Annotated in this window: 27 protein-coding genes; 14 read left to right on the top strand and 13 right to left on the bottom strand. The window is 58.9% G+C overall.

The window, feature by feature from the left end:
- Positions 1 to 148 precede the first annotated feature (148 nt).
- From CLU80_RS18310 to CLU80_RS18295, 4 genes are all read right to left on the bottom strand, one after another.
- Positions 149 to 1,051, bottom strand: coding sequence for an alpha/beta fold hydrolase (locus tag CLU80_RS18310; protein WP_099758022.1), 903 nt, complete (start codon positions 1,049 to 1,051; stop codon positions 149 to 151).
- A complete protein-coding gene (locus tag CLU80_RS18305; protein ID WP_077571168.1) occupies positions 1,051 to 1,833 on the bottom strand; it encodes a class II aldolase/adducin family protein in 783 nt (260 codons plus the stop codon). The genes CLU80_RS18310 and CLU80_RS18305 overlap by 1 nt, the downstream gene beginning before the upstream one ends.
- A 131-nt stretch (positions 1,834 to 1,964) precedes the next feature.
- Entirely contained in the window at positions 1,965 to 2,651 is a 687-nt protein-coding gene (locus CLU80_RS18300) for an LrgB family protein (RefSeq protein ID WP_099758021.1), read from the bottom strand.
- Positions 2,641 to 3,027 carry a CidA/LrgA family protein gene (locus tag CLU80_RS18295; RefSeq protein ID WP_099758020.1) on the bottom strand — a complete coding sequence of 129 codons (387 nt, stop codon included), beginning with the start codon at positions 3,025 to 3,027 and terminating at the stop codon, positions 2,641 to 2,643. Before CLU80_RS18295 ends, CLU80_RS18300 begins: the two co-directional genes overlap by 11 nt.
- 95 nt (positions 3,028 to 3,122) lie before the next feature.
- On the opposite strand from CLU80_RS18295, the gene CLU80_RS18290 reads away from it, so the two are divergent.
- Positions 3,123 to 4,010 (top strand): LysR family transcriptional regulator, encoded by an 888-nt coding sequence (locus tag CLU80_RS18290; RefSeq protein ID WP_099758019.1) that lies wholly within the window; start codon positions 3,123 to 3,125, stop codon positions 4,008 to 4,010.
- On the opposite strand, the gene CLU80_RS18285 is transcribed toward CLU80_RS18290, so the two are convergent.
- A complete protein-coding gene (locus CLU80_RS18285) occupies positions 4,000 to 4,455 on the bottom strand; it encodes a flavodoxin (RefSeq protein WP_095049775.1) in 456 nt (151 codons plus the stop codon). The two genes, CLU80_RS18290 and CLU80_RS18285, sit on opposite strands and share 11 nt — an antisense overlap.
- A 154-nt stretch (positions 4,456 to 4,609) precedes the next feature.
- On the opposite strand from CLU80_RS18285, the gene CLU80_RS18280 reads away from it, so the two are divergent.
- Both CLU80_RS18280 and CLU80_RS18275 read left to right on the top strand, forming a co-directional pair.
- Entirely contained in the window at positions 4,610 to 5,086 is a 477-nt protein-coding gene (locus CLU80_RS18280; protein ID WP_099758018.1) for a PAS domain-containing protein, read from the top strand.
- Between the two features lie 54 nt (positions 5,087 to 5,140).
- The gene (locus CLU80_RS18275; RefSeq protein WP_016987019.1) at positions 5,141 to 5,746 is read left to right on the top strand and encodes a hypothetical protein; all 606 of its coding nucleotides are present in this window, start codon (positions 5,141 to 5,143) and stop codon (positions 5,744 to 5,746) included.
- Between the two features lie 3 nt (positions 5,747 to 5,749).
- On the opposite strand, the gene CLU80_RS18270 is transcribed toward CLU80_RS18275, so the two are convergent.
- Complete coding sequence (locus tag CLU80_RS18270) at positions 5,750 to 6,709, bottom strand: MerR family transcriptional regulator (RefSeq protein ID WP_095049773.1); 960 nt, start codon at positions 6,707 to 6,709, stop codon at positions 5,750 to 5,752.
- Between the two features lie 214 nt (positions 6,710 to 6,923).
- On the opposite strand from CLU80_RS18270, the gene CLU80_RS18265 reads away from it, so the two are divergent.
- The 6 genes from CLU80_RS18265 to CLU80_RS18240 all read left to right on the top strand — a co-directional run bounded on the left by CLU80_RS18265 (position 6,924) and on the right by CLU80_RS18240 (position 10,019).
- Positions 6,924 to 7,490 (top strand): putative antibiotic biosynthesis monooxygenase, encoded by a 567-nt coding sequence (locus tag CLU80_RS18265; protein WP_093436046.1) that lies wholly within the window; start codon positions 6,924 to 6,926, stop codon positions 7,488 to 7,490.
- Between the two features lie 133 nt (positions 7,491 to 7,623).
- Positions 7,624 to 8,334, top strand: a complete 711-nt coding sequence (folM, locus tag CLU80_RS18260) for a dihydromonapterin reductase (protein ID WP_093436042.1) — start codon at positions 7,624 to 7,626, stop codon at positions 8,332 to 8,334.
- Between the two features lie 21 nt (positions 8,335 to 8,355).
- Positions 8,356 to 8,916: a GTP cyclohydrolase I FolE gene (gene folE, locus CLU80_RS18255; RefSeq protein WP_093436038.1), complete on the top strand. Its 561-nt coding sequence runs from the start codon at positions 8,356 to 8,358 to the stop codon at positions 8,914 to 8,916.
- Positions 8,917 to 9,288 (top strand): dihydroneopterin triphosphate 2'-epimerase, encoded by a 372-nt coding sequence (folX, locus tag CLU80_RS18250; RefSeq protein WP_007914273.1) that lies wholly within the window; start codon positions 8,917 to 8,919, stop codon positions 9,286 to 9,288.
- Positions 9,289 to 9,391: 103 nt separating this feature from the next.
- On the top strand, positions 9,392 to 9,688 hold the full coding sequence (locus tag CLU80_RS18245) for a DUF1244 domain-containing protein (RefSeq protein ID WP_093436032.1): 297 nt from the start codon (positions 9,392 to 9,394) through the stop codon (positions 9,686 to 9,688).
- On the top strand, positions 9,681 to 10,019 hold the full coding sequence (locus CLU80_RS18240; protein WP_093436028.1) for a HopJ type III effector protein: 339 nt from the start codon (positions 9,681 to 9,683) through the stop codon (positions 10,017 to 10,019). The genes CLU80_RS18245 and CLU80_RS18240 overlap by 8 nt, the downstream gene beginning before the upstream one ends.
- A gap of 187 nt (positions 10,020 to 10,206) precedes the next feature.
- Here the strand turns inward: CLU80_RS18240 and trxB are convergent, their stop codons facing one another.
- On the bottom strand, positions 10,207 to 11,169 hold the full coding sequence (trxB, locus tag CLU80_RS18235) for a thioredoxin-disulfide reductase (RefSeq protein ID WP_099758017.1): 963 nt from the start codon (positions 11,167 to 11,169) through the stop codon (positions 10,207 to 10,209).
- Positions 11,170 to 11,480: 311 nt separating this feature from the next.
- Here trxB and cysZ point away from each other — a divergent pair, with 311 nt between their 5' ends.
- Positions 11,481 to 12,236, top strand: a complete 756-nt coding sequence (gene cysZ / locus CLU80_RS18225) for a sulfate transporter CysZ (RefSeq protein ID WP_064119384.1) — start codon at positions 11,481 to 11,483, stop codon at positions 12,234 to 12,236.
- A gap of 27 nt (positions 12,237 to 12,263) precedes the next feature.
- Here the strand turns inward: cysZ and CLU80_RS18220 are convergent, their stop codons facing one another.
- Entirely contained in the window at positions 12,264 to 12,839 is a 576-nt protein-coding gene (locus CLU80_RS18220; RefSeq protein ID WP_099758016.1) for a hypothetical protein, read from the bottom strand.
- Positions 12,840 to 12,955: 116 nt separating this feature from the next.
- On the opposite strand from CLU80_RS18220, the gene CLU80_RS18215 reads away from it, so the two are divergent.
- On the top strand, positions 12,956 to 14,155 hold the full coding sequence (locus CLU80_RS18215) for a glycosyltransferase family 4 protein (protein WP_095049767.1): 1,200 nt from the start codon (positions 12,956 to 12,958) through the stop codon (positions 14,153 to 14,155).
- Between the two features lie 136 nt (positions 14,156 to 14,291).
- On the opposite strand, the gene CLU80_RS18210 is transcribed toward CLU80_RS18215, so the two are convergent.
- The 3 genes from CLU80_RS18210 to CLU80_RS18200 all read right to left on the bottom strand — a co-directional run bounded on the left by CLU80_RS18210 (position 14,292) and on the right by CLU80_RS18200 (position 16,653).
- Positions 14,292 to 15,395, bottom strand: coding sequence for an NADH:flavin oxidoreductase (locus CLU80_RS18210; RefSeq protein WP_093436019.1), 1,104 nt, complete (start codon positions 15,393 to 15,395; stop codon positions 14,292 to 14,294).
- 166 nt (positions 15,396 to 15,561) lie between these two features.
- A complete protein-coding gene (locus CLU80_RS18205; protein ID WP_093436016.1) occupies positions 15,562 to 16,044 on the bottom strand; it encodes a glutathione peroxidase in 483 nt (160 codons plus the stop codon).
- A 123-nt stretch (positions 16,045 to 16,167) separates the two neighbouring features.
- A complete protein-coding gene (locus CLU80_RS18200; protein WP_008085027.1) occupies positions 16,168 to 16,653 on the bottom strand; it encodes an FKBP-type peptidyl-prolyl cis-trans isomerase in 486 nt (161 codons plus the stop codon).
- Between CLU80_RS18200 and CLU80_RS18195 the strand changes: the two genes are divergently transcribed.
- Genes CLU80_RS18195 through yihG form a run of 3 tightly spaced genes read left to right on the top strand, consistent with a single transcriptional unit; the run spans position 16,622 to position 20,014 of the window.
- A complete protein-coding gene (locus CLU80_RS18195; RefSeq protein ID WP_093436299.1) occupies positions 16,622 to 16,948 on the top strand; it encodes a DUF3565 domain-containing protein in 327 nt (108 codons plus the stop codon). The two genes, CLU80_RS18200 and CLU80_RS18195, sit on opposite strands and share 32 nt — an antisense overlap.
- 60 nt (positions 16,949 to 17,008) lie before the next feature.
- Complete coding sequence (pta, locus tag CLU80_RS18190) at positions 17,009 to 19,108, top strand: phosphate acetyltransferase (RefSeq protein WP_099758015.1); 2,100 nt, start codon at positions 17,009 to 17,011, stop codon at positions 19,106 to 19,108.
- Entirely contained in the window at positions 19,109 to 20,014 is a 906-nt protein-coding gene (gene yihG / locus CLU80_RS18185) for a 1-acylglycerol-3-phosphate O-acyltransferase, YihG family (protein ID WP_099758014.1), read from the top strand.
- A gap of 173 nt (positions 20,015 to 20,187) precedes the next feature.
- Here the strand turns inward: yihG and cysN are convergent, their stop codons facing one another.
- Positions 20,188 to 22,086: a sulfate adenylyltransferase subunit CysN gene (gene cysN / locus CLU80_RS18175; RefSeq protein ID WP_099758012.1), complete on the bottom strand. Its 1,899-nt coding sequence runs from the start codon at positions 22,084 to 22,086 to the stop codon at positions 20,188 to 20,190.
- 9 nt (positions 22,087 to 22,095) lie between these two features.
- A complete protein-coding gene (cysD, locus tag CLU80_RS18170; RefSeq protein ID WP_007912374.1) occupies positions 22,096 to 23,013 on the bottom strand; it encodes a sulfate adenylyltransferase subunit CysD in 918 nt (305 codons plus the stop codon).
- Positions 23,014 to 23,234: the final 221 nt, after the last annotated feature.

Below are 23,234 nucleotides of genomic sequence, written 5' to 3'. Positions count from 1 at the left end.
GGGTCACAACGAATACGGCTGAGGCTGAATGGTGTGCGATAAGGTTAGGGGATGATGAAGGCGTCAAAAGATCAAAAGATCGCAGCCTGCGGCAGCGCCTACATTGAATTTGTGTAGGCGCTGCCGCAGGCTGCGATCTTTTGATCTTTCAGGAGCAGGCGACTTTGCGCGGTGGCAGCACAAAACGATCGCGAAACTCCAGATAATGCTTGAGCACCTGCACCGGCGCCTCGGTCTGTGGATAGTGGCCGATGCCTGGCAGCAACACCGTGTCGGCGTCGGGGATCAATTCACGGTAACGCTCGACCATGTGCGCCCCGGAAATCGGATCGACTTCGCCATCGATCACCCGTAACGGAATCTCGCCACGCTGCATCGCGCTCACCCAACGATCACGCTGCACTCGACGCTCGGGAATGTAGCTGATCAATTTGTGCATGATCCGTGGCCCGCGATTGCTGTCGACCAGGCTCCAGAAGTCGTCCAGTTCGCTTTCGCTCGGCCGGGTTTGCGGACCGAAGATCTGCCGGAAGCTTTTCACCAGAGCATCACGGGTAAACGCCCGACCGATCATCCAGCCCAACGGGCTGAGCAGCAGTTTCTGCATCAGCACCGGACGATGGGTTTCCGGAAACAACCCGCCGTTGAGGAACACACAACTGGCGATCTCGATCTTGTCTTCGTAGTGCCTGGCGAGCAGTTCCTGGGCAACGCTGTCGCCGTAGTCGTGAGCAAGCAAGTGAACCGGTTGCCCGACCTGCAGATGCGCGAGCAATGCCTGCTGCAGGTCAGCCTGCTCCAAAAGGCTGTAGGTGTGATTGAGCGGTTTGGCCGAATCGCCAAAGCCGAGCATGTCGCAGGCAATCACCCGATATCGCTGGGCCAGCGGCTGCCACAGATAATGCCAATCCCAACTGGCGGTCGGAAAACCGTGGATCAGCAGCAGCGGCTCACCCTGCCCGGCCGTCCAGTAGCGAATCGGCTGGCCACGAAAGACAAACGTCTGGCTGCGTTTACGCCAGACACACAGAGGAATCTCGGCAAGAGGCATTAGAGTTTATATCCGGGGTCTTGTTTATCGAGTTTGCGCAGCAACGCTGGCCAGGCCAGCGCGCCACCCATGCCTTGAGCACTTTTGGTGACACCGGCGATCATCGCTTTGGCGCCTGCCAGGATTTGCGGTTCGATGGCAATGAGTTCAGCGCCACCGGTTTGCGCCATGACCTGAATGTCGCAGGCGCGCTGGAAGGTAAACATCATCAGAAAAGTGTCGGCGATGGTGCCGCCACAGGTCAGCAGACCGTGGTTGTGCAGCATCAGGAAATTGTTCTCGCCAAGATCGGCTTGCAGGCGCGCTTTCTCTTCATGGTTCAGCGCCACGCCTTCGTAAGCGTGATAAGCCAGGCTCGAAAGCACGAACAGCGACTGCTGGCTGATCGGCAACACACCCTGCTTTTGCGCCGACACCGCGACACCGGAGGCGGTGTGGGTATGCAGCACGCAAACCACATCGTGCCGCACTTCGTGCACGGCGCTGTGGATGGTGTAGCCGGCGGGGTTGATTTCGTAAGGGCTGTCCATGAGTTTGTTGCCGGCCTGATCGACTTTCACCAGGCTCGACGCAGTGATCTCATGAAACATCAGACCAAACGGGTTGATCAGGAAATCTTCGGTGCCAGGCACCTTGGCGGAAATATGGGTGAAGATCAGATCATCCCAGCCATGCAGCGCGACCAGACGATAACAAGCGGCGAGATCGACACGGGTCTGCCACTCTGCGGCACTGACCTGGTCTTTGACATTAAGGGACGATTGGACGGGGGCTACGCTCACTGTATGCACCTCTGCGTTCTTATTGTTCTGCACGTACGAGCAGTCTAGTCAGGCGCAGAGCATTGCGTAGTTGCATTGCCAGCCAGCTTGATGACTGAGCGGGTCAGCCAGGCAAACTCCTTGGATCCATGTCAAAGCCACGACGCCAACAAAGGCGCGGTAAACAGATTGAGCAACCCGGTCAAGACCATCACCAGCCCGGCGACAGAGCCTTCTTCGCCGCCCACTTCATGGGCCCGACTGACACCGGCACCATGCGCGCCAACCCCGAAAAGCGCACCGCGGGCCAAGGCACTGCGTAGCGGCAACCACTTCAACAACACGCCACCGAGCATCGCCCCGAACACTCCGGTGAACATCACGAATACCGCGGTCAACTCCGGCACGCCGCCGAGGTCCTGCGCCAGCGGCATGGCGAACGGTGTGGTGATCGAACGCGGCACCAGTGACAGCGTCACCGAGCTGTCGAGCGCCAGCGCCCTGGCCAGCCCGAATGAAGTGCCGATCGACGCCGCACTGCCGGCAACCATGCCCAACAACAGCGCCGACCAATGCCGCATCAGCAAGTGCCGCTGCTGCCAGATCGGCACAGCAAATGCGACAGTGACCGGGCCGAGTACCCGCATCAGCCAATGGGTGTTGCTGGAGTATTCGGCATAAGCGGTGTGCAACGGCACAGCCAGCGCCAACAGCAGGGCCGGCACCAGGATCAGCGGCGACAACACGTAGCGCCCGGTGCGCCGATAAATCCAGCGGCTGAACAGATACGCCAACAGGGTGAAGGCCAGCCAGAACATCGGCATCCATTCAAGCTTCATGGGAACGCCTCATGCGCACGGCAAGTTCTACGGTGAAAGCCGTCACCAGCATGACCATCAATGTACTGGCGGCGATCACCAACAGGATTCGCCAGCCGTCATTGCGCAACAGTGCGCCATAGTCGAGCAGGCTCATCAGCGCCGGAATGAAGAACAACAACATCTCGGCCATCAGCAACCCTGCGCCCAATTGCAGGGCGGCGGGTTTAATCCAGCCAAAGGCAAAGGCCAGCAGCAACAGCGCCATACCGATCACACCGCCAGGAATCGGCCACGCCAGCCAGGCCGCGAGTTGGCAGCCGAGCAAGTAGAGGCCGAGCAATACAGCGAGTTCAGCGAGAAGACGAGACAGATGTTTGAGCGGGACGACATTCATGATTTTGCTCCAGGCAGGCGCTTATTTTACGAAGCGCCCTGCCATCCCCGAAGCGAATTGTTAGACTCAATACCATTCCAAAATGGAATCGGACAATGGAATTCAAACAACTGCGCAGCTTTGTCGAAGTCATGCATCAAGGCGGTTTTACCCAAGCCGCAAAAACCCTGCACATCAGCCAGTCAGCGGTGAGCAAACAGATCGCGCAACTGGAACAAAGTCTCGGCACGCCTTTGCTGGAGCGGCTGGGTTCGCAATTGCGCCTGACGGCCGCTGGCAGCGTGGTGCTGCAACGGGCCGAAGGCATGCTGCGCTTGCGCAACGAACTGCTCGCGGAACTGGACGACCTCAGTCATTTGGCACGCGGAGAGTTGCGCCTCGGCCTGCCATTACTCGGCAGCGACGCGCTATTCGCCGAACTGTTTGCTGAATACCGGCGGCGCTATCCGAATATCAGCATCCAGTTGCTTGAGGGCGGTAGCCGCAATATCGAGCAGGCTGTGCTGAGCGGTGAACTGGAGTTGGGCGGCAGTCTGTTGCCCAAGGATCCGCAATTCGACTGTCAGCCGTTTTGCGATGAGCAACTCGACGCCCTGCTACCGGTGGATCATCCACTGGCCGATCGAGGTGAAATCGGTCTGGAGGAATTGGCCGAGACGCCCTTTCTGCTCTATCAGCGCAGCTTCGTGCTCAACGACCGCTTGCTGCAGGCGTGCCAGCAACTGGGCTTTACGCCGAAGGAAGGCGGGCGCAGCGGTCAGGCGGATTTCCTTGCGGCGCTGGTGGCCGCCGGGCAAGGCGTGGTGCTGTTGCCCAGCGTGGTTGCACGCGGTCTGGTGCGGCCAGGCGTGGTGCGCCTGACCTTACGCGCGCCGGATTATCTGCGTTGGGATATCGCGTTTATCTGGCGGCGCGGCGCGTATCTGTCAAAAGCGGCGCAGGCATGGCTGGCGCTGTTGCGCGAGCGTGGAGTCAGCCCTTGAGCGTGTCGATCAACTGCGCCAGCCAAGGCTCGGCGTCGGTTTCCGGGGTGACGCTTTCGCTGGCGTCGATGCGCAGCATCTCTTGCACTTCGCGCACACCGAGCTCGCCGAACAGTTCACGCATTTGCTCGCCACCGCCGCAGAAAGTGTCGCCGTAACTGGCGTCGCCCAAGGCAATCACTGCGCCCGGCAAACCGAGCAGTGCGGCGGGCAACTGGTCGCGAATCGCTGAGTACAGCGGTTGCAGATTGTCGGGCAATTCGCCCATGCCGGTGGTCGAGGTCACCGCAAGCAATGCTTCAGGGCCGAACGCCTGGATGTCGGCCAGGCTGGCGCGCGAGTTGTGGAAGGTTTCAAAGCCAGCGGCTTTCAACAGGTTCTCGGCGTGACGGGCGACTTCTTCGGCGGTGCCGTAGACCGAACCGGAGAGGATGGCGACTTTCATCAATCTGATCCTGAAACTGAAAAAAAAGAGCCGCGATAGTAACAGTCTCAAGCGCAAAGCTGCGACTGGATCTCAATTGGCGGTAATGGCCAGTAGACAGGCCGTGCGGTTCTTCTAGAATGCCTGCCACTGACAACTCTGAAAGGATTCAAAGATGATCAACGCCAGCCTGCTGCAAATGGTGATCAATGCGTCGAATGACGGGATAGTGGTCGCGGAGAAAGAAGGTGAACAGAACGATATCCTGATCTATGTGAACCCGGCCTTTGAACGACTGACCGGCTACACGAGTGAGGAAATCCTCTATCAGGACTGCCGCTTTCTGCAGTCTGGAGACCGCGATCAGGACAGCCTGAGACTGATTCGCGAGACGCTGGATAACGGCGGCTCGTGCCGGGAAATCCTGCGTAATTATCGCAAGGACGGTACGCCGTTCTGGAATGAACTGTCGATTTCGACGGTGAAAAACGTCGAAGACGGGCAGACGTATTTCGTTGGCGTGCAGAAGGACGTCACCGTTCAGGTCAAGGCACAACAGCGCGTGATTCAACTGGAAGCTGAGGTCGCTGCCCTCAAAGCAGAACTGGCTGCATTGAAAGCGACAAACGGTCAAAACAAAATCGCGAACTAAGTGTCATTAACTACAATCACCAATGACTTTGTAACTATATCTTTCGAGTTAGCCATGCAGCGCGACGCCCTCCTCACTCAGGATGAGCTGGATTTCATCCAGACCATGCAGCACAACCCGCAACTGAACGTGCGGGATGCGACGTCGAGTCTGCTGGTTAACGGCGGTTCGCAAATCCGTGATTTGCTCACGCGCCTGGCCGCTCACGAGCAAGTGACCATTCAGGCCAACTTCGAAAATCAGCAGATGACCTTCCCGTTGCATCTGGTCGAAGACGAGTTTCACGCGTTGCACCTGCGTCTCGGCGTACCGAGTATTTACGAAGACGGCCCGATGGTGCGGCCATGGCGTTTGACTCTCGAAGAGCCGGTAGCTCTGGAAAACGCCAAAGGTCAGCCGGGCACGTTGTGGGTCCACGAGGTTTCGCACAAAGGTGTGCTGCTGGAAGTGCGCAACAAGACCAAACCGCCCAAGCATTTCGCGCTGTGGTTCAGCCCTTCGGGTTACGAGCGGATTTCATTGCGCGGCAATTTCGAACGGGAAACCGAGAGCGGTTTCTACGCCTACGAACTGAGCCAGACCGACACCGACGAAACCGAGCGTCTGCGCCAGTTCATCCTGCAGCAACATCGCCTGACGCATCCTGCCCTTCACACCTGAGTTTCAGGTATCCAGATTGCCGGCCAGAAACTGCAGCATGCGCTGACGCATGTTCGCGCCTTCATTGCCCAGACAGGCAACAGAGGATCCAGCCAGGCTGTCCTGCGCCAGATCCGAAGCGTCGCCCGCCAGCATCAACTGACAATCGAGACTCAATGCCAACCGGTTCAAACGCCGAGGCAATTCGGCACTGGGCGCGTGATTGGAAAACAGCACGAGTGCATCAGGTTTGATCTTTTCGCAGACCAACGTCAGTTCATCGAACGGCTGACCTGTGGTCAGCACCCGAACACCGGAATTGCTGTCGCTGAGAAACAGCGCCGCCACCAACAACTCCAGCTCTCGACATTGCCCGGCCAGCGCGCTGACGATCACTCGGCGCGGTTGCGTACCACGCAGCATGACGATCCGCTGCAATACCCGCGCCCGCAGGAATCCATCGAAGAACAGCCACTCGCTGGTTTGCCCGAAAGCCTCCTGGCGCTGCAACAATTGCAGCCACAAAGGCATGAGGATGTCCTGAAACACCACCGGCAATGAGTATGAAGAGAAAATCTGCCCATAGACGCGGTCCAGTTGCTGGTCGTCGAACGCACTGACCGCCTGCTGGATCTGCTCCTGCCATTGCAGATAATCCGCCTGCACCAAGTCATCCGGGATGATGTGCGCCAATACTTTCATCGGTTCGGTCTTGGCGAGGATCTTGCCGACCTTGCTCACGGCGACCCCGCGATCAATCCAGTCGACGATGCTGCGCACGCGCTCGATATCGGTCATCGAATAAAGCCGATGCCCACTTTCGGTGCGTGTCGGCTGAATCAGACCATAGCGCCGCTCCCACGCGCGCAAGGTCACCGGGTTTACACCTGTCAGGCGTGCGACCTCACGGATAGGGAACAGATCCTCGCGCTCGAGCGCAGAGGATGTCTGCAAAGCAGGCTTTGCGTCCGTGATGACAGGCATAGGGTGTTCAACTTCCATGTCGGAGATATTTGGATCCCATTCTAACGCTTATGCCCCGATTGCGATCAAGTGCAGAAATGCGACGAAAGTCGCTGGTTTAATCGGGAAAAACCGGAATAATCCTTGCTTGTTGAAAAACGCAGGCCTCTACCCCGGCCCTGCGTCAGGCGAAACTCCTACCCGGAGCGACGCAACTGAAATACGGAGATACATAATGTCTACTTCCCCTGTCACGCTGATGGTTGCCCGTCGCGTCGCTGATGGCCGTTATCAGGACTTGATCGCCTGGCTGCGCGAAGGCGAACAACTGGCCACTGATTTCCCCGGTTACCTGGGCTCTGGCGTGCTCGCTCCGCCGCCCGGCGATAATGAATTCCAGATCATCTTCCGCTTTGTCGATGAGCAGACGTTGCATGCGTGGGAACATTCGGTTTCACGTACCGCGTGGCTGAGCCGTGGCAGCGACCTGTTTGCCCACCCGAAAGAACATCGAGTCAGTGGCATCGAAGGCTGGTTCGGCGCTGCCGGGCAACGTCCTCCACGGTGGAAACAGGCCGTCGCGATCTGGCTGGCGTTCTTTCCGGTGTCACTGCTGTTCAACTTTGTCCTCGGCCCGTTGCTCGCAGAACTGAGCCTGTTGCCGCGTATGTTGATCAGCACGGCGTGCCTGACGCCGCTGATGGTTTACTTCTTTATTCCGCTGTCGACCCGATTGCTGGCGAACTGGCTGAACAGTACGCCGGTACGACTGCCTGTATCGGCGACACCTCAGAAACATTAAAGATCGCAGCCTCGTTGCACTCGACAGCTCCTGCAGGACTGAACACAGACCAGGGCAGGAGCTGCCGCAGGCTGCGATCTTTTCGGGCTCGTCGCTGTTATAGTTTTTGCTCCAACCGCGATGCGAGCCGTTCATGCCTGATTCCTCAGCCCCGATCCTCATCACCGGTGCCGGCCAGCGTGTCGGCCTGCATTGTGCGCAGCGGCTGCTCGAGGATGGCTATCGCGTCATCTTCACTTACCGCAGCGAACGCCCCGGCGTGCAAACGCTGCGCGATCTGGGCGCCCTCGGCCTGTTCGCCGACTTTTCCAGCGAAGCCGCGATTCTCGCTTTCATCGCCGAACTGAAAACCCACACCGACAGCTTGCGCGCCATCGTGCACAACGCCTCCGAGTGGCTGGCCGAAACCCCGGGCAGCGAAGCCGAAGCCTTCACGCGCATGTTCAATCTGCACATGCTCGCACCGTACCTGATCAACCTGCACTGCGGTGAACTGCTTAAGCACTCTACGCCCGCCGACATCATTCATATCAGCGACGATGTCACCCGCAAGGGCAGCAGCAAGCACATTGGCTATTGCGCCAGCAAAGCCGGGCTCGACAGCCTGACCCTGTCCTTCGCCGCCCGCTATGCGCCGACCATCAAGGTCAACGGCATCGCCCCGGCCCTGCTATTGTTCAATCCCGACGACGACGCGGCGTACCGCGCCAAGGCACTGGCCAAGTCCGCGCTGGGCATCGAACCCGGCAGCGAAGTGATCTACCAGAGCCTGCGCTATCTGCTCGACAACCCTTATGTCACCGGTACGACCCTGACCGTCAACGGCGGAAGGCACGTCAAATAACACCTGCCTGCGAGGCTGCCCATGACCCGCTCACTGCCCGAGAATTACCGCGAAATCCTCATTGGCCTCGGTGAAGATCCCGACCGCGAAGGACTGCAAGACACCCCGGTGCGCGCGGCCAAGGCCATGCAATACCTGTGTCACGGTTACGAGCAAAGCGTCGATGAGATCGTCAACGGCGCGCTGTTTGCCTCGGACAGTGACGAGATGATCATCGTCGCCGACATCGAGTTGTACTCTTTGTGCGAACATCACCTGCTGCCCTTCATCGGCAAGGCCCATGTGGCTTATATTCCGACGGGCAAGGTGCTGGGTCTGTCGAAAATCGCGCGACTGGTGGACATGTTCGCCCGACGCCTGCAGATTCAGGAAAACCTCACCCGGCAAATTGCCGATGCGGTGCAACAGGTCACCGATGCCGCCGGCGTCGCGGTCGTCATTGAGGCCAGACACATGTGCATGATGATGCGCGGTGTCGAGAAACAGAATTCGACCATGAACACCTCGGTCATGCTCGGCGCGTTCCGCGAGTCGAGCAACACTCGCCAGGAGTTCCTGCAATTGATTGGACGGAGCAAGTAAATGCCACAACTTCAGCCGGGAATGGCGCGCATCCGGGTCAAGGATCTGCGCTTGCGCACCTTTATCGGGATCAACGAGGACGAAATCCTCAACAAGCAGGATGTGCTGATCAACCTGACCATTCTGTATGCCGCGCAGGAAGCGGTGCGTGACAATGATATCGACCACGCGCTGAATTACCGCACGATCACCAAAGCGATCATCGCCCACGTCGAGGGCAACCGCTTTGCGCTGCTCGAACGCCTGACGCAGGAATTGCTCGACCTGGTGATGAGCAACGGTTCAGTGCTTTATGCCGAAGTCGAAGTCGACAAGCCGCACGCGCTGCGTTTTGCCGAGTCGGTGTCAATCACGCTTGCAGCGAGCCGCTAGCTTCAAGCTTCAAGCTTCAAGCGGCAAGCTGTAAACTTCGTATCACCGCCACCCATTTTGCAGCTTGAAGCTCGTCGCTTGAAGCTGTCTCGCAGAGACTCCCATGAACGAGCAACAACGCCTCGAACTCGAAGCTGCCGCCTTCCGCCGGCTGGTCGCCCACCTGGACAGCCGTAAGGACGTGCAGAACATCGACCTGATGAACCTTGCCGGGTTCTGCCGCAACTGCCTGTCGAAGTGGTACAAGGCCGAAGCCGACGAGCGCCAGATCGAGATCAGCCTCGACGACGCCCGCGAAGTGGTTTACGGCATGCCGTACGCCGAGTGGAAAGCCCAATTTCAGCAAGAAGCCAACGCCGAGCAACAAGCCGCGTTCGCCAAAGGAAAAACCCATGAGTGATCTGAACACCCTGCGCGCCAGCCTCAAGAGCGGCGAACACGCTTTCGCCGACACGCTGGCCTTCATCGCCGCCGGTTACGACTATCAGCCGCAGGCGTTCAACAACGGTGGCGTGGAAAACGCCGCCGGGCAGAACGAAGGTTCTTGCAAGACCCTGGGTCTGGCACTGCTGGAAGGCCTGAGCGATGAAGACGCGCTGCTGGCGTTCGGCGAGCATTACCGCTCGGTAGTGGCGACGCCTGAGGGCAGTGATCACGGCAATATCCGTGCGTTGATCCAGCACGGTCTGGCCGGCGTCAAATTCACCGCTCAACCCCTGACCCGCCGCTGATTCCTCTATCCACACAAAATCCCTGTGGTAGCGAGCCTGCTCGCGAATACGGACTGACATTCAACATTGATGTCGACGGATACACCGCATTCGCGAGCAGGCTCGCTACCACATTTGATCTGTGGTGACTGTGATTCTCGGGCACAAAAAAACCGGCCAATCTGGCCGGTTTTTTTATGTCTGCGATTTAGAACGAAGCGTTCTGCAGACCGTCCAGGTAACGCTCGGTATCCAGTGCCGCCATGCAGCCAGCGCCGGCCGAGGTGATCGCCTGACGGTAAACGTGGTCAGCCACGTCACCGGCAGCGAAGATGCCTTCGACGCTGGTCGCCGTAGCATTGCCTTCACGGCCGCCGTGCACTACCAGATAACCGTCTTTGAGGGTCAACTGGCCTTCGAACAGCGAGGTGTTCGGGGTGTGGCCGATGGCGATGAACACGCCGTCGACGGTGATTTCGTCGAGGCTGCCATCGTTGTTCTTCAGGCGCGCACCGGTCACGCCCATGTTGTCGCCCAGCACTTCGTCGAGGTTGGCGTTCAACTTGAGGATGATCTTGCCTTCAGCCACGCGAGCGTTGAGCTTGTCGATCAGGATCTTCTCGGCGCGGAAGGTTTCGCGACGGTGGATCAGGGTCACGGTGCTGGCGATGTTGGCCAGGTACAGTGCTTCTTCAACAGCGGTGTTGCCGCCGCCGACCACTGCAACAGGCTTGTTGCGGTAGAAGAAACCGTCGCAGGTCGCGCAGGCCGAAACGCCTTTGCCCATGAACGCTTCTTCCGACGGCAGGCCCAGATAGCGCGCGCTGGCGCCGGTGGCGATGATCAGGGCGTCGCAGGTGTAGGTCGCGCTGTCGCCGGTCAGGGTGTACGGCTTGGCAGCAAAGTCCACGGCGTTGATGTGATCGAAAACGATCTCGGTTTCAAAACGCTCGGCGTGCTCGCGCATCCGCTCCATCAGGGCTGGACCGGTCAGACCGTGCACATCGCCCGGCCAGTTGTCGACTTCAGTAGTGGTGGTCAGTTGACCGCCAGCCTGCATGCCGGTGATCAGCAGTGGCTTGAGGTTGGCGCGGGCCGCGTATACCGCAGCGCTGTAACCGGCTGGGCCGGAACCGAGAATAATCACTCGCGAATGACGGACTTCAGACATGACCTGCTCCTGTTGACCGGGCCGAAAAACTGGCACGGATCGCCGGACTGCCGGCGGGAATAAAAAAGGACCGTGGAAAACCTTGGGGAAGGCTTGAGCTCGACAGTCCTGTAAAAAGTTGGGTGCAGCGTATCGAGGGGGGCAAGATTAAGGAAATACGGTTTAACAATCCAGCTCATAGGTGGTCTCTATGCCGACACACTGACGAGATGGACGTCTTTGTTACAGTGAATGTCGATTGCTCTACCGCGCTTTCGCCTTCGTTGCAAAGTCGGTAAGGTCGGCGCGTTTTCCCTTGCTCGGAGCACCTTATGCCCGCCCCTGTTCTGTCCGGCCCGCAATACCTGCGCGAAGGCCTCAAACTGGTTCTCAGCCCCGGCCTGCGCCTGTTCGTGTTGTTGCCGCTGGCGATCAACCTCGTGCTGTTCGTCGGATTGATTTATCTGGCCGGCCACCAGTTCAGTCTATGGGTCGATACGCTGATGCCATCGCTGCCCGAATGGCTGAGCTTCCTCAGTTACATCCTCTGGCCACTGTTTGTAGTGCTAGTGGCGCTGATGGTGTTCTTTACTTTCACTATGCTGGCCAACGTAATCGCCGCACCGTTCAACGGCTTCCTCGCGGAAAAAGTCGAAGTGGTGGTACGCGGCACTGATGACTTCCCGGCGTTCAGCTGGGGCGAACTGATCGCGATGGTCCCGCGCACCTTGGCCCGGGAAATGCGCAAACTCGGCTACTTCCTGCCACGGGCGATCGGACTGTTCATTCTCTCGTTCATCCCGGTGGTGAATATCGTTGCTGCACCGCTGTGGCTGTTGTTCGGCGTGTGGATGATGGCGATCCAGTACATCGACTACCCGGCGGATAACCACAAACTGGGCTGGAACGAAATGCTTGCCTGGTTGCGGCAAAAGCGCTGGCAGAGCATGAGCTTTGGCGGGATCGTCTATCTGGTGCTGCTGATTCCGGTGGTCAACATCCTGATGATGCCGGCGGCGGTGGCCGGGGCGACGTTGTTCTGGGTGCGTGAGCGCGGTGCCGAGGTGCTGGCTCAGGAAAAGGCCTGAGCCAGACGCTGTGGTTTTGCCGCTGCCTCAGTGGAAAAAGCTCCACGTCCCGATCAGCACCAATGCCCACAGGGCGATGCCTGGAACGATGATCAAAAAATTCCAGGCATTCAGGCGGTTGTTGCCCAAACCTTGCGGATCGTTGGCGGCCAGGTTGATCAGTTGCTGGCCTTCACTGGCGACATAAGCTCTGAGTGGCAGCAGTGCCATAGCAAACAAACTCAGGTACAACAAGCCTTCGAAACGGCTCGATAGTTTATCGAGCACCACTGCAAGCAACGTCAATACAACAAACACCGTTGCCCACTGCTCAAGATCCCAGCTGGATTTTCGACCGCTGTCGTGAATCGTCTTGTCTGCATGACGATACAGCCTGTGCACGAAAAATATATAGAAGATACCGCGCGCCACTGGCCACAGCTCTTCCTGCGTCCGCTGCTTGTACAGGCTCCAGTTTTTGTACGACCAATAATAGAAATACAGGCCAAAACTGAGCACCGACAGCAGAATGAATTTCCATCTGGCAACCACGTAAAATCCCGCAGCCTGCACATCTTCGTTCAACAGATTCGCCTCAGGGGAAGCGTAGACATTTTCCGCCATAGCCATTTCCTTGGTTCAAACGTTCAATCAAGGCTAACGACCGACCGGCGAAAATATTGAGCCCAGCAGGGCCAGTGGCTGTCATCAATCCATCATCAACTCGACACAATGACGACATGGCCTCAGTCGACACTGGGGTCATGACGACAGCTCTACATATCACTCTGATCAGCGAAACCTTCCCACCGGAAATCAACGGGGTGGCCAATACCCTTGGCCGCTTGTGCGATGGACTGCGCGCGCGTGGGCATCAGGTTGAACTGGTGCGCCCGCGTCAGGCCGGTGATCCGCAGCGCAGTGAAGATGACGCGCTGCTACTGTGTCGGGGTTGGCCGTTGCCGGGATATCCGGGGCTGCAATGGGGTCAGTCGTCGATGCACAAACTGCTGCGGCGCTGGAAGCGCCAGCGTCCCGATGTGCTGTATATCGCCACGGAGGGACCGCTCGGGTTATCGGCCCTGCGTGCGGCGCGCCGTTTGGGGATATCGGTGGTCAGCGGTTTTCACACCAATTTTCAGCAATACACCAGCCAATACGGGCTCGGTCTGCTGACGCGGATGCTCACGCATTATCTGCGCTGGTTTCACAATCGCTCGGCCATGACGTTGGTGCCGAGCGTCAGCCAGCGCCTGGAACTGGAACGGCGGCATTTCGAGCGCTTGGCGCTGTTGTCGCGTGGTGTGGACAGCCAGTTGTTTCATCCGAGCAAACGGCTGAATGCCTTGCGTGAGCAATGGGGCCTGTCCGAGCAGGACATTGCGGTGATTCACGTAGGACGACTCGCGCCGGAGAAGAACCTTGGCCTGCTCAAACGCTGCTTCGAAAACCTGCGTGACACTTATCCACAGCGCAATCTGAAACTGATCGTGGTCGGTGACGGACCGCAACGGCTGGCGCTGGAAAAGGATTTGCCCGGGGCGGTTTTCTGCGGTGCGCAGCGCGGTGAAGCGTTGTCGGCGCACTATGCGTCTGGTGATTTGTTTCTATTTCCGAGTCTGACCGAAACCTTCGGCAATGTGGTGCTGGAGGCACTGGCCTCGGGACTGGGTGTGGTGGCTTACGATCAGGCTGCGGCGGCGCAGCATATTCGCCATGGCTACAACGGCGTGCTGGCGATGCCTGGTGATGAGCAAGCCTTTTGCGAGGCGGCGGCATGGTTGCTGGAAGAGGATGAGAGGTTGCGCTGCGTGCGCCTGAATGCGCGCCAGCATGCGAGTCGCCAGGGCTGGCCGGCGGTTATCGAGCAGTTTGAAAAGCATTTGCGCGGGGCTTGTGTGGGGGAGCAAGTGGTGCCGAATGCGCAGACATTGCCCTGATTCTCTGCTGACGTTAGAACCGCCTTCGCGAGCAAGCTCGCTCCCACAGGGGATCTCCAGTGAACACAAATTTTGTGAACAGCAGAGAAACCTGTGGGAGCGAGCTTGCTCGCGAAGGGGTCAGTGAGAACGCCGCTTAAACCAGCGTCATCAACGCCTCACGGCTGAACGGCAAAATATCCTGCTCACGCCCTTCGCGGACTTTCTGCGCCCAATCCGGATCGACCAGCAACGCACGCCCCACCGCCACCAGATCGAACTCCTCTTTATTCAGACGCTCCAGCAGATTCTCCAGACTGGCCGGTTGCGCGACCTTGTCGGTGTTGACCATGAATTGCAGGAACTCGCCATCAAGGCCAACACTGCCAACGGTGATGGTCGGCTTGCCGGTGAGTTTGCGGGTCCAGCCGGCCAGGTTCAGCTCGGAACCGTCAAATTCCGGCTCCCAGAAGCGGCGCGTCGAGCAGTGGAAAATATCCACGCCAGCGTCAGACAGCGGCTTGAGGAATTCACCCAGCGCTTGCGGGGTTTGCACCAGACGCGCCGTGTAGTCCTGCTGTTTCCATTGCGAGAAACGGAAGATGATCGGGAAGCCTTCACCGACCGCCGCACGCACGGCTTGAATCAATTCAATGGCGAAACGTGAACGGTTGGCCAGGCTGCCACCGTATTCGTCGGTGCGCTGGTTGCTGCCCTCCCAGAAAAACTGGTCGATCAGGTAACCGTGGGCGCCGTGGATTTCCACGCCGTCCATGCCGATGCTCTGTGCATCTTTGGCCGCTTGGGCGAAGGCTGCGATCACATCCTGAATGTCTTGTTTAGTCATGCCGTGCACCACGACCTGACCGTCCTTGATTTTTTCCGACGGACCGTAACCCGGCACGCTGGCGTCCGGCTCGGTGCCGATGCGACGCACGCTGCCCACATGCCACAGTTGCGGAACGATCTTGCCCCCTTCGGCGTGAACCGCATCGACGACCTTCTTCCAGCCGGCCAATGGCGCGTCGCCAAAGAACTGCGGCACGTTCGGATAGCCATTGGAGGCAATGTGGCCGACGGTAGTGCCTTCGGTGATGATCAGGCCAACGCCGGCGGCCGCGCGACGACGGTAGTACTCAATGACTTTCGAATTAGGCACGCCGCCCGGGGAAAAGGAGCGAGTCATCGGCGCCATGACCACGCGGGTCGGCAGTTCGAGGGCACCGAGTTGGAACGGTTTGAACAGGGCTTGAACCGGCATTGGAAGGCTCCACAGGGAATGACTTTATGACGGCGATAATATGGACAGTCAAAGGCTTTGAACAGCACTATTGATTTGAATGATCAAGGATCAGAAACGAAAAGATCGCAGCACCGGCAGGCCCTTTAAGAGCTGCCGAAGGCTGCGATCTTTTGATCTTGCTGTTTCAGCTCAGCGCTTTTTCAATCGCATGCACAATGGTCGGATCATCCGGCGCCGTGCGCGGCGAGAACCGGGCCAGCACCCGGCCGTCCTTGCCGAGCAGAAACTTCTCGAAATTCCAGGTGATGTCCCCAGGAAACTCCGCCCCCTCGCCCGCCAGCAGACGGTAGAGCTGGTGACGATCATGACCGTTGACTTCGAGCTTGCTCGACAACGGGAATGTCACGCCATAGTTGAGGCTGCAGAAATCCTGAATTTCCTTTTCGCTGCCTGGTTCCTGGCCGGCAAACTGGTTGCACGGCAGGCCCAGCACGCTGAAACCTTTGCCTTTGTATTGCTGATAGAGGTTTTCCAGCGCCGCGTACTGTGGGGTCAAGCCGCATTTGGAGGCGACGTTGACCACCAGCACGACTTGGCCCTTGAACGGCGCCAGCGGTAGCTCCTGACCATCCAGGGCTGTCAACTTAAGGTCGTGAAAAGCACTCATGACGAACTCCAAGATTCCCGTGTTCTACTCGAAACAGCCACTTGGCGAGGTCACCAAGGACAGCCGCGGACTAAAAAGGCGCCCGCAGGCGCCTCTCCAGTACTCGAAGCTTAGCGCAGAAAATCAGTGGTGATGGCCACCTTCGCCATGGACGTGGCCATGAGCGATTTCTTCCTGGCTGGCATCACGGATGTCAACGATCTTCACTTTGAAGTTCAGGCGCTGACCGGCCAGTGGGTGGTTGCCATCAACGGTCACGTCATCGCCGTCGAGGTCACGGATGGTGACGATTTGCATCTGGCCGTCCGGCGCCGAAGCGTGGAACTGCATGCCGACTTCCAGCTCGTCAACGCCTTCGAACATGCTGCGGCTCAGGGTGCTGACCAGCTCGGCGGCGTATTCGCCGTAAGCGTCTTCCGGCTCAACGGAAACTTCCAGCTCGTCACCAACAGCTTTGCCATCCAGAGCTTTTTCCAGGCCCGGGATGATGTTGCCTGCGCCTTGCAGGTAGACCAGCGGAGCGCCGCCGGCGGAGCTGTCGATGACCTCACCAGCGTCGTTGGTCAGGGTATAGTCGATGGAGACAGCCTTATTGGCGGCGATCAGCATGGGGCGAGACCTTTTGCATAAGAATATAGAAAGGCCAAGTTTAGCGAAGCAATCGCGCGAAAGCGAACACAACCCGGACAAACGGGTTTCGACGATCGCAGGCTTTCATCAGGACGAGGACGGTCACTGGGTCGTCGAGCTTTCCTGTGGCCACACCCAGCACCTGCGCCATCAGCCGCCCTGGCAATCGCGCGCCTGGGTGCTGGACCCGGCGCAACGTATTGAAAAAATAGGCCAACCCTTTGCCTGCGGTTGGTGCGCACAAGGCTCGGTTAGCGATAACCTTGGCGACTGAATTTCGGTAGGTCGTCAGCTATAGGCGATCGCCATTGCCATGCAACTTTAGAGAATTCGCATGCAAACTTTTTTTATCGCGCCCACCGATTTTGGTGTGGGTCTGACCTCCATCAGCCTCGGGCTGGTGCGCACGCTTGAGCGAGCCGGGCTGAAAGTCGGTTTCTTCAAACCGATTGCCCAGCCGCATCCGGGTGACACCGGCCCCGAGCGTTCCACCGAACTGGTGGCGCGCACCCACGGGTTGAAACCGCCACAACCGTTGGGCCTGGCGCACGTCGAGCGGATGCTCGGCGACGGTCAGCTCGATGAGCTGCTCGAAGAAATCATCACGCTGTATCAGCAAGCCGCCATCGGCAAAGACGTGCTGGTCGTCGAAGGCATGGTGCCGACCCGCAGCGCCAGTTATGCCGCGCGGGTCAACTTGCACCTGGCCAAAAGCCTGGATGCCGAGGTGATTCTGGTCTCGGCGCCAGAAAACGAAGTACTCGCCGAACTCTCCGGCCGTGTCGAATTGCAGGCGCAATTGTTCGGCGGCCCGAAAGACCCGAAAGTCCTCGGGGTGATCCTCAACAAGGTCAAGACCGAAGAGAGCATGGACGCCTTCGCTGCGCGCCTGAAGGAGCATTCGCCGTTGCTGCGCAGCGGTGATTTCCGCCTGCTCGGCTGCATTCCCTATCAGCCGGAACTCAACGCACCACGTACCCGTGACGTTGCCGACCTGATGGGTGCACAAGTGCTTAATGCCGGTGATTACGAAACCCGCCGAATGACCAAAATCATCATCTGCGCGCGAACCATGCGCAACACCGTCGAGCTGCTCAAGCCCGGCGTGCTGGTGGTGACGCCGGGCGATCGCGACGACATCATCCTCGCCGTCAGCCTCGCCGCGATCAACGGTGTGCCGCTGGCGGGCCTGTTGCTGACCAGCGACACCCTGCCCGATCCGCGCATCATGGACCTCTGCCGTGGCGCGTTGCAGGCCGGTTTGCCGGTGCTATCGGTGAGTACTGGCTCCTACGACACCGCCAACCTGCTCAACGGCCTGAACAAGGAAATCCCGATTGACGACCGCGAGCGTGCGGAGATCATCACCGATTTCGTCGCCAGCCATCTCGACGCCAAATGGCTGCACCAGCGCTGTGGCACGCCACGGGAAATGCGCCTGTCGCCGGCGGTGTTCCGCTATCAGTTGATCCAGCGTGCGCAAGCGGCGAACAAACGCATCGTCCTGCCTGAAGGCAGCGAGCCGTTCACCGTGCAAGCGGCGGCGATCTGCCAGGAACGCGGGATCGCCCGTTGCGTGTTACTCGCCAAACCGGAAGATGTCGAAGCAGTGGCCCGCGCCCAAGGCATCGCCTTGCCGCCAGGGCTGGAGATTCTTGATCCAGACCTGATTCGCGAGCGCTACATCGAGCCGATGGTTGCCTTGCGCAAGACTAAAAGCCTCAACGCGCCGATGGCCGAACAGCAACTGGAAGACACCGTAGTGATCGGCACCATGATGCTGGCGCTGGACGAGGTCGACGGCCTGGTCTCGGGCGTGATCAACACCACTGCCAACACCATTCGCCCGGCCCTTCAGTTGATCAAGACTGCGCCGGGCTGCACGCTGGTGTCGTCGGTGTTCTTCATGCTCTTCCCAGAGGAAGTGCTGGTTTACGGCGACTGCGTGATGAACCCACACCCGAGCGCCAGCGAACTGGCCGAGATCGCCCTGCAAAGCGCCGACTCGGCGGCTGCATTCGGCATCATTCCGCGCGTGGCGATGATCAGTTACTCCAGCGGCGAATCGGCCACTGGCGAAGAGGTCGAGAAAGTCCGCGAGGCCACCCTCCTCGCCCACGAACAACAGCACTCGCTGCTGATCGACGGCCCGCTGCAATACGACGCCGCCGCCAACGCAGAAGTCGCCCGGCAACTGGCACCAAACAGTCAGGTGGCCGGTCGCGCCACGGTGTTCGTCTTCCCCGATCTAAACACCGGCAACACCACGCACAAAGCCGTACAACGCAGCGCCGATTGCGTCAGCCTCGGGCCGATGCTGCAAGGCTTGCGCAAACCGGTGAATGACTTGCCACGCGGCGCACAAGTCGATGACATCGTCTACACCATCGCCCTCACCGCGATTCAAGCCGCCAACCGACCTATGGATGTGTAAATGCTGGATTTTCTACCTGCACCCGTGCGCGGCGTGATCGCCTCGCTGCTGTTGGCACTCAACACCATTCTGCTGTGCTCGTTTCTGTTCTGCGTGGCGCTGATCAAAGTGCTGCCGTTCGACTTTGCCCGGCGTGCCTCGCTGTGGTTGATGAGCCACACCCACGAAGCGTGGATCAGCAACAACAAGGGCTGGATGAATCTGGTGCGGCGCACCCGCTGGCACATCAGCGGTCTGCAAGGTCTCGACTATCAGCACTCATATCTGATCACCAGCAATCACCAGAGTTGGGTCGACATTCTGGTGCTGCAATACGTGCTCAACCGCCGTATTCAGCCGCTGAAGTTTTTCCTCAAGCAGGAATTGATCTGGGTCCCGGTGATTGGTCTGGCCTGGTGGGCGCTGGGCTTTCCGTTCATGAAGCGCTACTCCAAGGCCTACCTCGCCAAGCATCCGGAGAAGAAAGGCAAAGACCTCGAAACCACCCGCAAGACGTGTGCGAAATTTCGCGATAACCCGGTGGGGATTTTCAACTTCGTCGAAGGCACACGCTTCACCGAAGGCAAGCATGCGCAGCAGCAGTCGCCGTTCAAATATCTGCTCAAGCCCAAGGCTGGCGGGATCGCCTTTGTGCTGGATGCAATGGGCGAGCAACTGGAGTCGATCGTCAACGTGACCATCCACTACCCGGCCGGGCGTCCGGGGTTCTGGGATTTGCTCTGCGGCAATGTGCGCGATGTGGTGGTGCACTTTGAAGAGCTGAAGATTCCCCAGCAGTTCATTGGCAAGAACTACGACCAGGACGGCGAGTATCGCCTGCAGTTCCAGGGCTGGATCAATCAACTGTGGCTGGACAAGGATGCGCTGCTCGAACAGATGCACCGCGAATACCCAGCCAAACACTGATCCCTTGTAGGAGTGAGCCTGCTCGCGATAGCGGTTGATCAGCTTGCAAAGATGTTGAATGAGATAACGCTTTCGCGAGCAGGCTCGCTCCCACAGTTTTGATCGCCGTATGCCCGAATAAAAAAGCCCGCCGATGATTGCTCATCGGCGGGCTTTTTGTTTGTAGCTAACGCTTAGATCGCGCCACGCTTGCGCAGCAGATCCAGCACTTGCTTGACGCTGTCTTCCAGACTCAGCGTTTGCGTGTCGATCACCAGATCGGCATTCAGCGGCACGTCGTACGGGAAGGATTCGCCCGGGATGTTGTCGCCAGCGGCGGCATACAGACCTTGCGGATCACGCTCGGCGCAGACAGCCGGCGAGGCCTGTACGTAGACCGTCAATAGACGATCCTTGCCGATCAGGTCCTTGGCCTGCTCGCGACCTTCAGCGCTTGGCGCGACGAACGCGGCCAACGTCAGCAAACCGGCTTCGTTGAACTGACGCGCGACGTGCGCGGCACGACGCCAGTTTTCGGTACGGCCGGCGCGATCCTGTGGCAGACCTTTGTTCAAGTCATGGCGCAGGTTCTGACCATCCAGTACAAACACCGCACGACCCATGTCGAACAACTTGCGCTCGACGGCGTAAGCCAGCGTGCTCTTGCCCGCGCCCGACAGGCCGCTGAACAGCACGGTCGCCGGTTGCTGGCCGAAGCGCTGGGCACGTTCTTCAGTGGCCACGTGCGCCAGTTTGCCGTGATGCGTGGCAGTGCCATGCGTCACCGGTTGCGCGACGATCATGCCGGCGCCGACGGTGCCGTTGGTCAAGCGATCAATGACGATGAACGCGCCGGTGGTGCGGTTGCTTTCGTAACCGTCGAGGGCGATCGGCGCGTCCAGCGCGATCTTCACCTTGCCGATTTCGTTGAGCTGCAACGCGCTCGCCGGGCCTTCTTCCAACGTGTTCACGTCGACCTTGTTGACGATGCTGGCAATCGAACCCGGCACGTAACTGGTGGCGCGTTTGATGTCGTATTTCTTGCCCGGCAGCATCGGCTCTTCAGCCATCCACACCAGCATCGCTTCGAAGCTGTCGGTGACCGGCGGCACGTTGTCGGCATGCACCAACAGGTCGCCACGGGAGATGTCGATTTCGTCTTCCATGGTCAGCGTCACCGCTTGACCTGGACCGGCGTGCTCCAGCTCACCTTCGAAGGTGACGATGGATTTCACCCGGCTGCTTTTGCCCGACGGCAGCACCACGACTTCGTCACCCTTGTGCACGATGCCGCTGGCCAGGGTGCCGGCGAAACCACGGAAGTTCAGGTTCGGACGGTTGACGTACTGCACCGGGAAACGCAGATCGGTGAAGTTGCGATCGCCCGCGACTTCCACGGTCTCGAGGATTTCCATCAGCGACTGGCCGGTGTACCACGGCGAGCGCTCGGACTTGTTCACCACGTTGTCGCCCTTGAGGGCAGACATCGGCACGAAGTGCATGCTGGTCGGCTTCATCTTCAAGCCTTCGGCGAACTTCAGGTAGTCAGCCTTGATCGACTCGAACACGCCTTCATCGAAGTCTTTCAGGTCCATCTTGTTGATGGCGACGACGATGTGTTTGATCCCCAGCAAGGACGCAATGAAGCTGTGGCGACGGGTCTGGGTCTGCACGCCGTAACGCGCGTCGACCAGAATGATCGCCAGGTCACAGGTGGACGCACCGGTGGCCATGTTGCGGGTGTACTGCTCATGGCCGGGGGTGTCGGCGATGATGAATTTGCGTTTGGCGGTGGAGAAATAGCGGTAGGCGACATCGATGGTGATGCCCTGCTCACGCTCGGCCTGCAGACCGTCGACCAGCAATGCCAGATCGATGTCGTCACCGGTGGTGCCGACTTTCTTCGAGTCGCGGGTGATCGCTTCGAGGTGATCTTCGTAGATCATCTTCGAGTCGTGCAGCAGGCGCCCGATCAGGGTGCTCTTGCCGTCATCGACGTTACCGCAGGTCAAAAAGCGCAGCAGTTCTTTACGTTCGTGCTGGCCCAGGTAGGCGAGGATGTCCTCGCTGATCAAATCAGATGCGTGCGACATGACAGCCCCTTAGAAATAGCCTTGACGTTTTTTGTCTTCCATCGAGCCGGCGCCATCGTGGTCGATGACACGGCCCTGGCGCTCGGAAGTTCGCGTCAGGAGCATTTCCTGAATGATGTCCGTGAGGCTTTCTGCCTCGGACTCCACCGCGCCCGTCAACGGGTAGCAGCCAAGGGTACGGAAACGCACTTTCTTTTTGACGATGCGAGCCTTGTCCTCATCGGACAGGTGCTCGAGGATGCGCTCGTCGTCGATCATGATCAGCGTGCCGTTCTTCTCGATCACTTCGCGTTCAGCGGCGAAGTACAGCGGCACAATCGGGATGCCTTCGAGGTAGATGTACTGCCAGATGTCCAGTTCGGTCCAGTTCGACAGAGGGAATACGCGAATGGATTCACCCTTGTTGACCTTGCCGTTGTAGACGTTCCACAGCTCCGGGCGCTGGTTTTTCGGGTCCCAGCGGTGCTTGCTGTCGCGGAACGAGTACACGCGCTCTTTGGCGCGGGATTTCTCTTCATCGCGACGGGCGCCGCCGAACGCTGCGTCGAAACCATGTTTGTCGAGCGCCTGTTTCAGGCCTTCGGTTTTCATGATGTCGGTGTGCTTGGCGCTGCCGTGGGTGAACGGGTTGATGTTCTGCGCCACGCCATCGGGGTTGATATGGGTGATCAGGTCCAGGCCCAGTTCTTCGACCATCTTGTCGCGGAACTTGTACATTTCCTGGAATTTCCAGCGGGTGTCGACGTGCATCACCGGAAACGGCAGTTTGCCCGGGAAGAACGCCTTGCGTGCCAGGTGCAGCATCACGGCGGAGTCTTTACCGATGGAGTACAGCATCACCGGGTTATCGAACTCGGCGGCCACCTCGCGGATGATGTGGATGCTTTCCGCCTCCAGCTGTTTCAGATGCGTCAGTTTGTCGACCATGGCTACTCACGAAAACTTTCTTATGAACGGCCAGCGGGCCGTGTTCGAGCGAGGAATCCTAGCACAGCGACCTTCTTCTAATCAGGACGCCAGCTAGAACGAAAGGGCATATGAATATGCCCACCAGTTCGGCCGATGAGGGCCCATGTGGGAGCGAGCTTGCTCGCGAAAGCGGTGTGCCATTCAACAATGAAGGCGACTGATACGGCCTCTTCGCGAGC

The sequence above is a fragment of the Pseudomonas sp. 29 genome (assembly GCF_002754355.1).
Taxonomy (GTDB): Bacteria; Pseudomonadota; Gammaproteobacteria; order Pseudomonadales; family Pseudomonadaceae; genus Aquipseudomonas; species Aquipseudomonas neuropathica.
This window is presented reverse-complemented; position numbering and strand designations above follow the sequence as displayed.

Coding starts and splice junctions, on each gene's coding strand:
- CLU80_RS18205 (WP_093436016.1), bottom strand. CDS start 16,044: ATGAGTGCTTTTCACGACCTTAAGTTGACAGCCCTGGATGGTCAGGAG.
- pta (WP_099758015.1), top strand. CDS start 17,009: ATGCAAACTTTTTTTATCGCGCCCACCGATTTTGGTGTGGGTCTGACC.
- CLU80_RS18280 (WP_099758018.1), top strand. CDS start 4,610: ATGATCAACGCCAGCCTGCTGCAAATGGTGATCAATGCGTCGAATGAC.
- CLU80_RS18220 (WP_099758016.1), bottom strand. CDS start 12,839: ATGGCGGAAAATGTCTACGCTTCCCCTGAGGCGAATCTGTTGAACGAA.
- CLU80_RS18200 (WP_008085027.1), bottom strand. CDS start 16,653: ATGCTGATCGCCGCCAATAAGGCTGTCTCCATCGACTATACCCTGACC.
- folX (WP_007914273.1), top strand. CDS start 8,917: ATGCCACAACTTCAGCCGGGAATGGCGCGCATCCGGGTCAAGGATCTG.
- trxB (WP_099758017.1), bottom strand. CDS start 11,169: ATGTCTGAAGTCCGTCATTCGCGAGTGATTATTCTCGGTTCCGGCCCA.
- CLU80_RS18295 (WP_099758020.1), bottom strand. CDS start 3,027: ATGAATGTCGTCCCGCTCAAACATCTGTCTCGTCTTCTCGCTGAACTC.
- CLU80_RS18285 (WP_095049775.1), bottom strand. CDS start 4,455: ATGAAAGTCGCCATCCTCTCCGGTTCGGTCTACGGCACCGCCGAAGAA.
- CLU80_RS18290 (WP_099758019.1), top strand. CDS start 3,123: ATGGAATTCAAACAACTGCGCAGCTTTGTCGAAGTCATGCATCAAGGC.
- CLU80_RS18275 (WP_016987019.1), top strand. CDS start 5,141: ATGCAGCGCGACGCCCTCCTCACTCAGGATGAGCTGGATTTCATCCAG.
- CLU80_RS18240 (WP_093436028.1), top strand. CDS start 9,681: ATGAGTGATCTGAACACCCTGCGCGCCAGCCTCAAGAGCGGCGAACAC.
- CLU80_RS18245 (WP_093436032.1), top strand. CDS start 9,392: ATGAACGAGCAACAACGCCTCGAACTCGAAGCTGCCGCCTTCCGCCGG.
- CLU80_RS18215 (WP_095049767.1), top strand. CDS start 12,956: ATGGCCTCAGTCGACACTGGGGTCATGACGACAGCTCTACATATCACT.
- folM (WP_093436042.1), top strand. CDS start 7,624: ATGCCTGATTCCTCAGCCCCGATCCTCATCACCGGTGCCGGCCAGCGT.
- CLU80_RS18265 (WP_093436046.1), top strand. CDS start 6,924: ATGTCTACTTCCCCTGTCACGCTGATGGTTGCCCGTCGCGTCGCTGAT.
- cysN (WP_099758012.1), bottom strand. CDS start 22,086: ATGTCGCACGCATCTGATTTGATCAGCGAGGACATCCTCGCCTACCTG.
- CLU80_RS18195 (WP_093436299.1), top strand. CDS start 16,622: ATGGAGACAGCCTTATTGGCGGCGATCAGCATGGGGCGAGACCTTTTG.
- folE (WP_093436038.1), top strand. CDS start 8,356: ATGACCCGCTCACTGCCCGAGAATTACCGCGAAATCCTCATTGGCCTC.
- yihG (WP_099758014.1), top strand. CDS start 19,109: ATGCTGGATTTTCTACCTGCACCCGTGCGCGGCGTGATCGCCTCGCTG.
- cysZ (WP_064119384.1), top strand. CDS start 11,481: ATGCCCGCCCCTGTTCTGTCCGGCCCGCAATACCTGCGCGAAGGCCTC.
- cysD (WP_007912374.1), bottom strand. CDS start 23,013: ATGGTCGACAAACTGACGCATCTGAAACAGCTGGAGGCGGAAAGCATC.
- CLU80_RS18300 (WP_099758021.1), bottom strand. CDS start 2,651: ATGAAGCTTGAATGGATGCCGATGTTCTGGCTGGCCTTCACCCTGTTG.
- CLU80_RS18270 (WP_095049773.1), bottom strand. CDS start 6,709: ATGCCTGTCATCACGGACGCAAAGCCTGCTTTGCAGACATCCTCTGCG.
- CLU80_RS18310 (WP_099758022.1), bottom strand. CDS start 1,051: ATGCCTCTTGCCGAGATTCCTCTGTGTGTCTGGCGTAAACGCAGCCAG.
- CLU80_RS18210 (WP_093436019.1), bottom strand. CDS start 15,395: ATGCCGGTTCAAGCCCTGTTCAAACCGTTCCAACTCGGTGCCCTCGAA.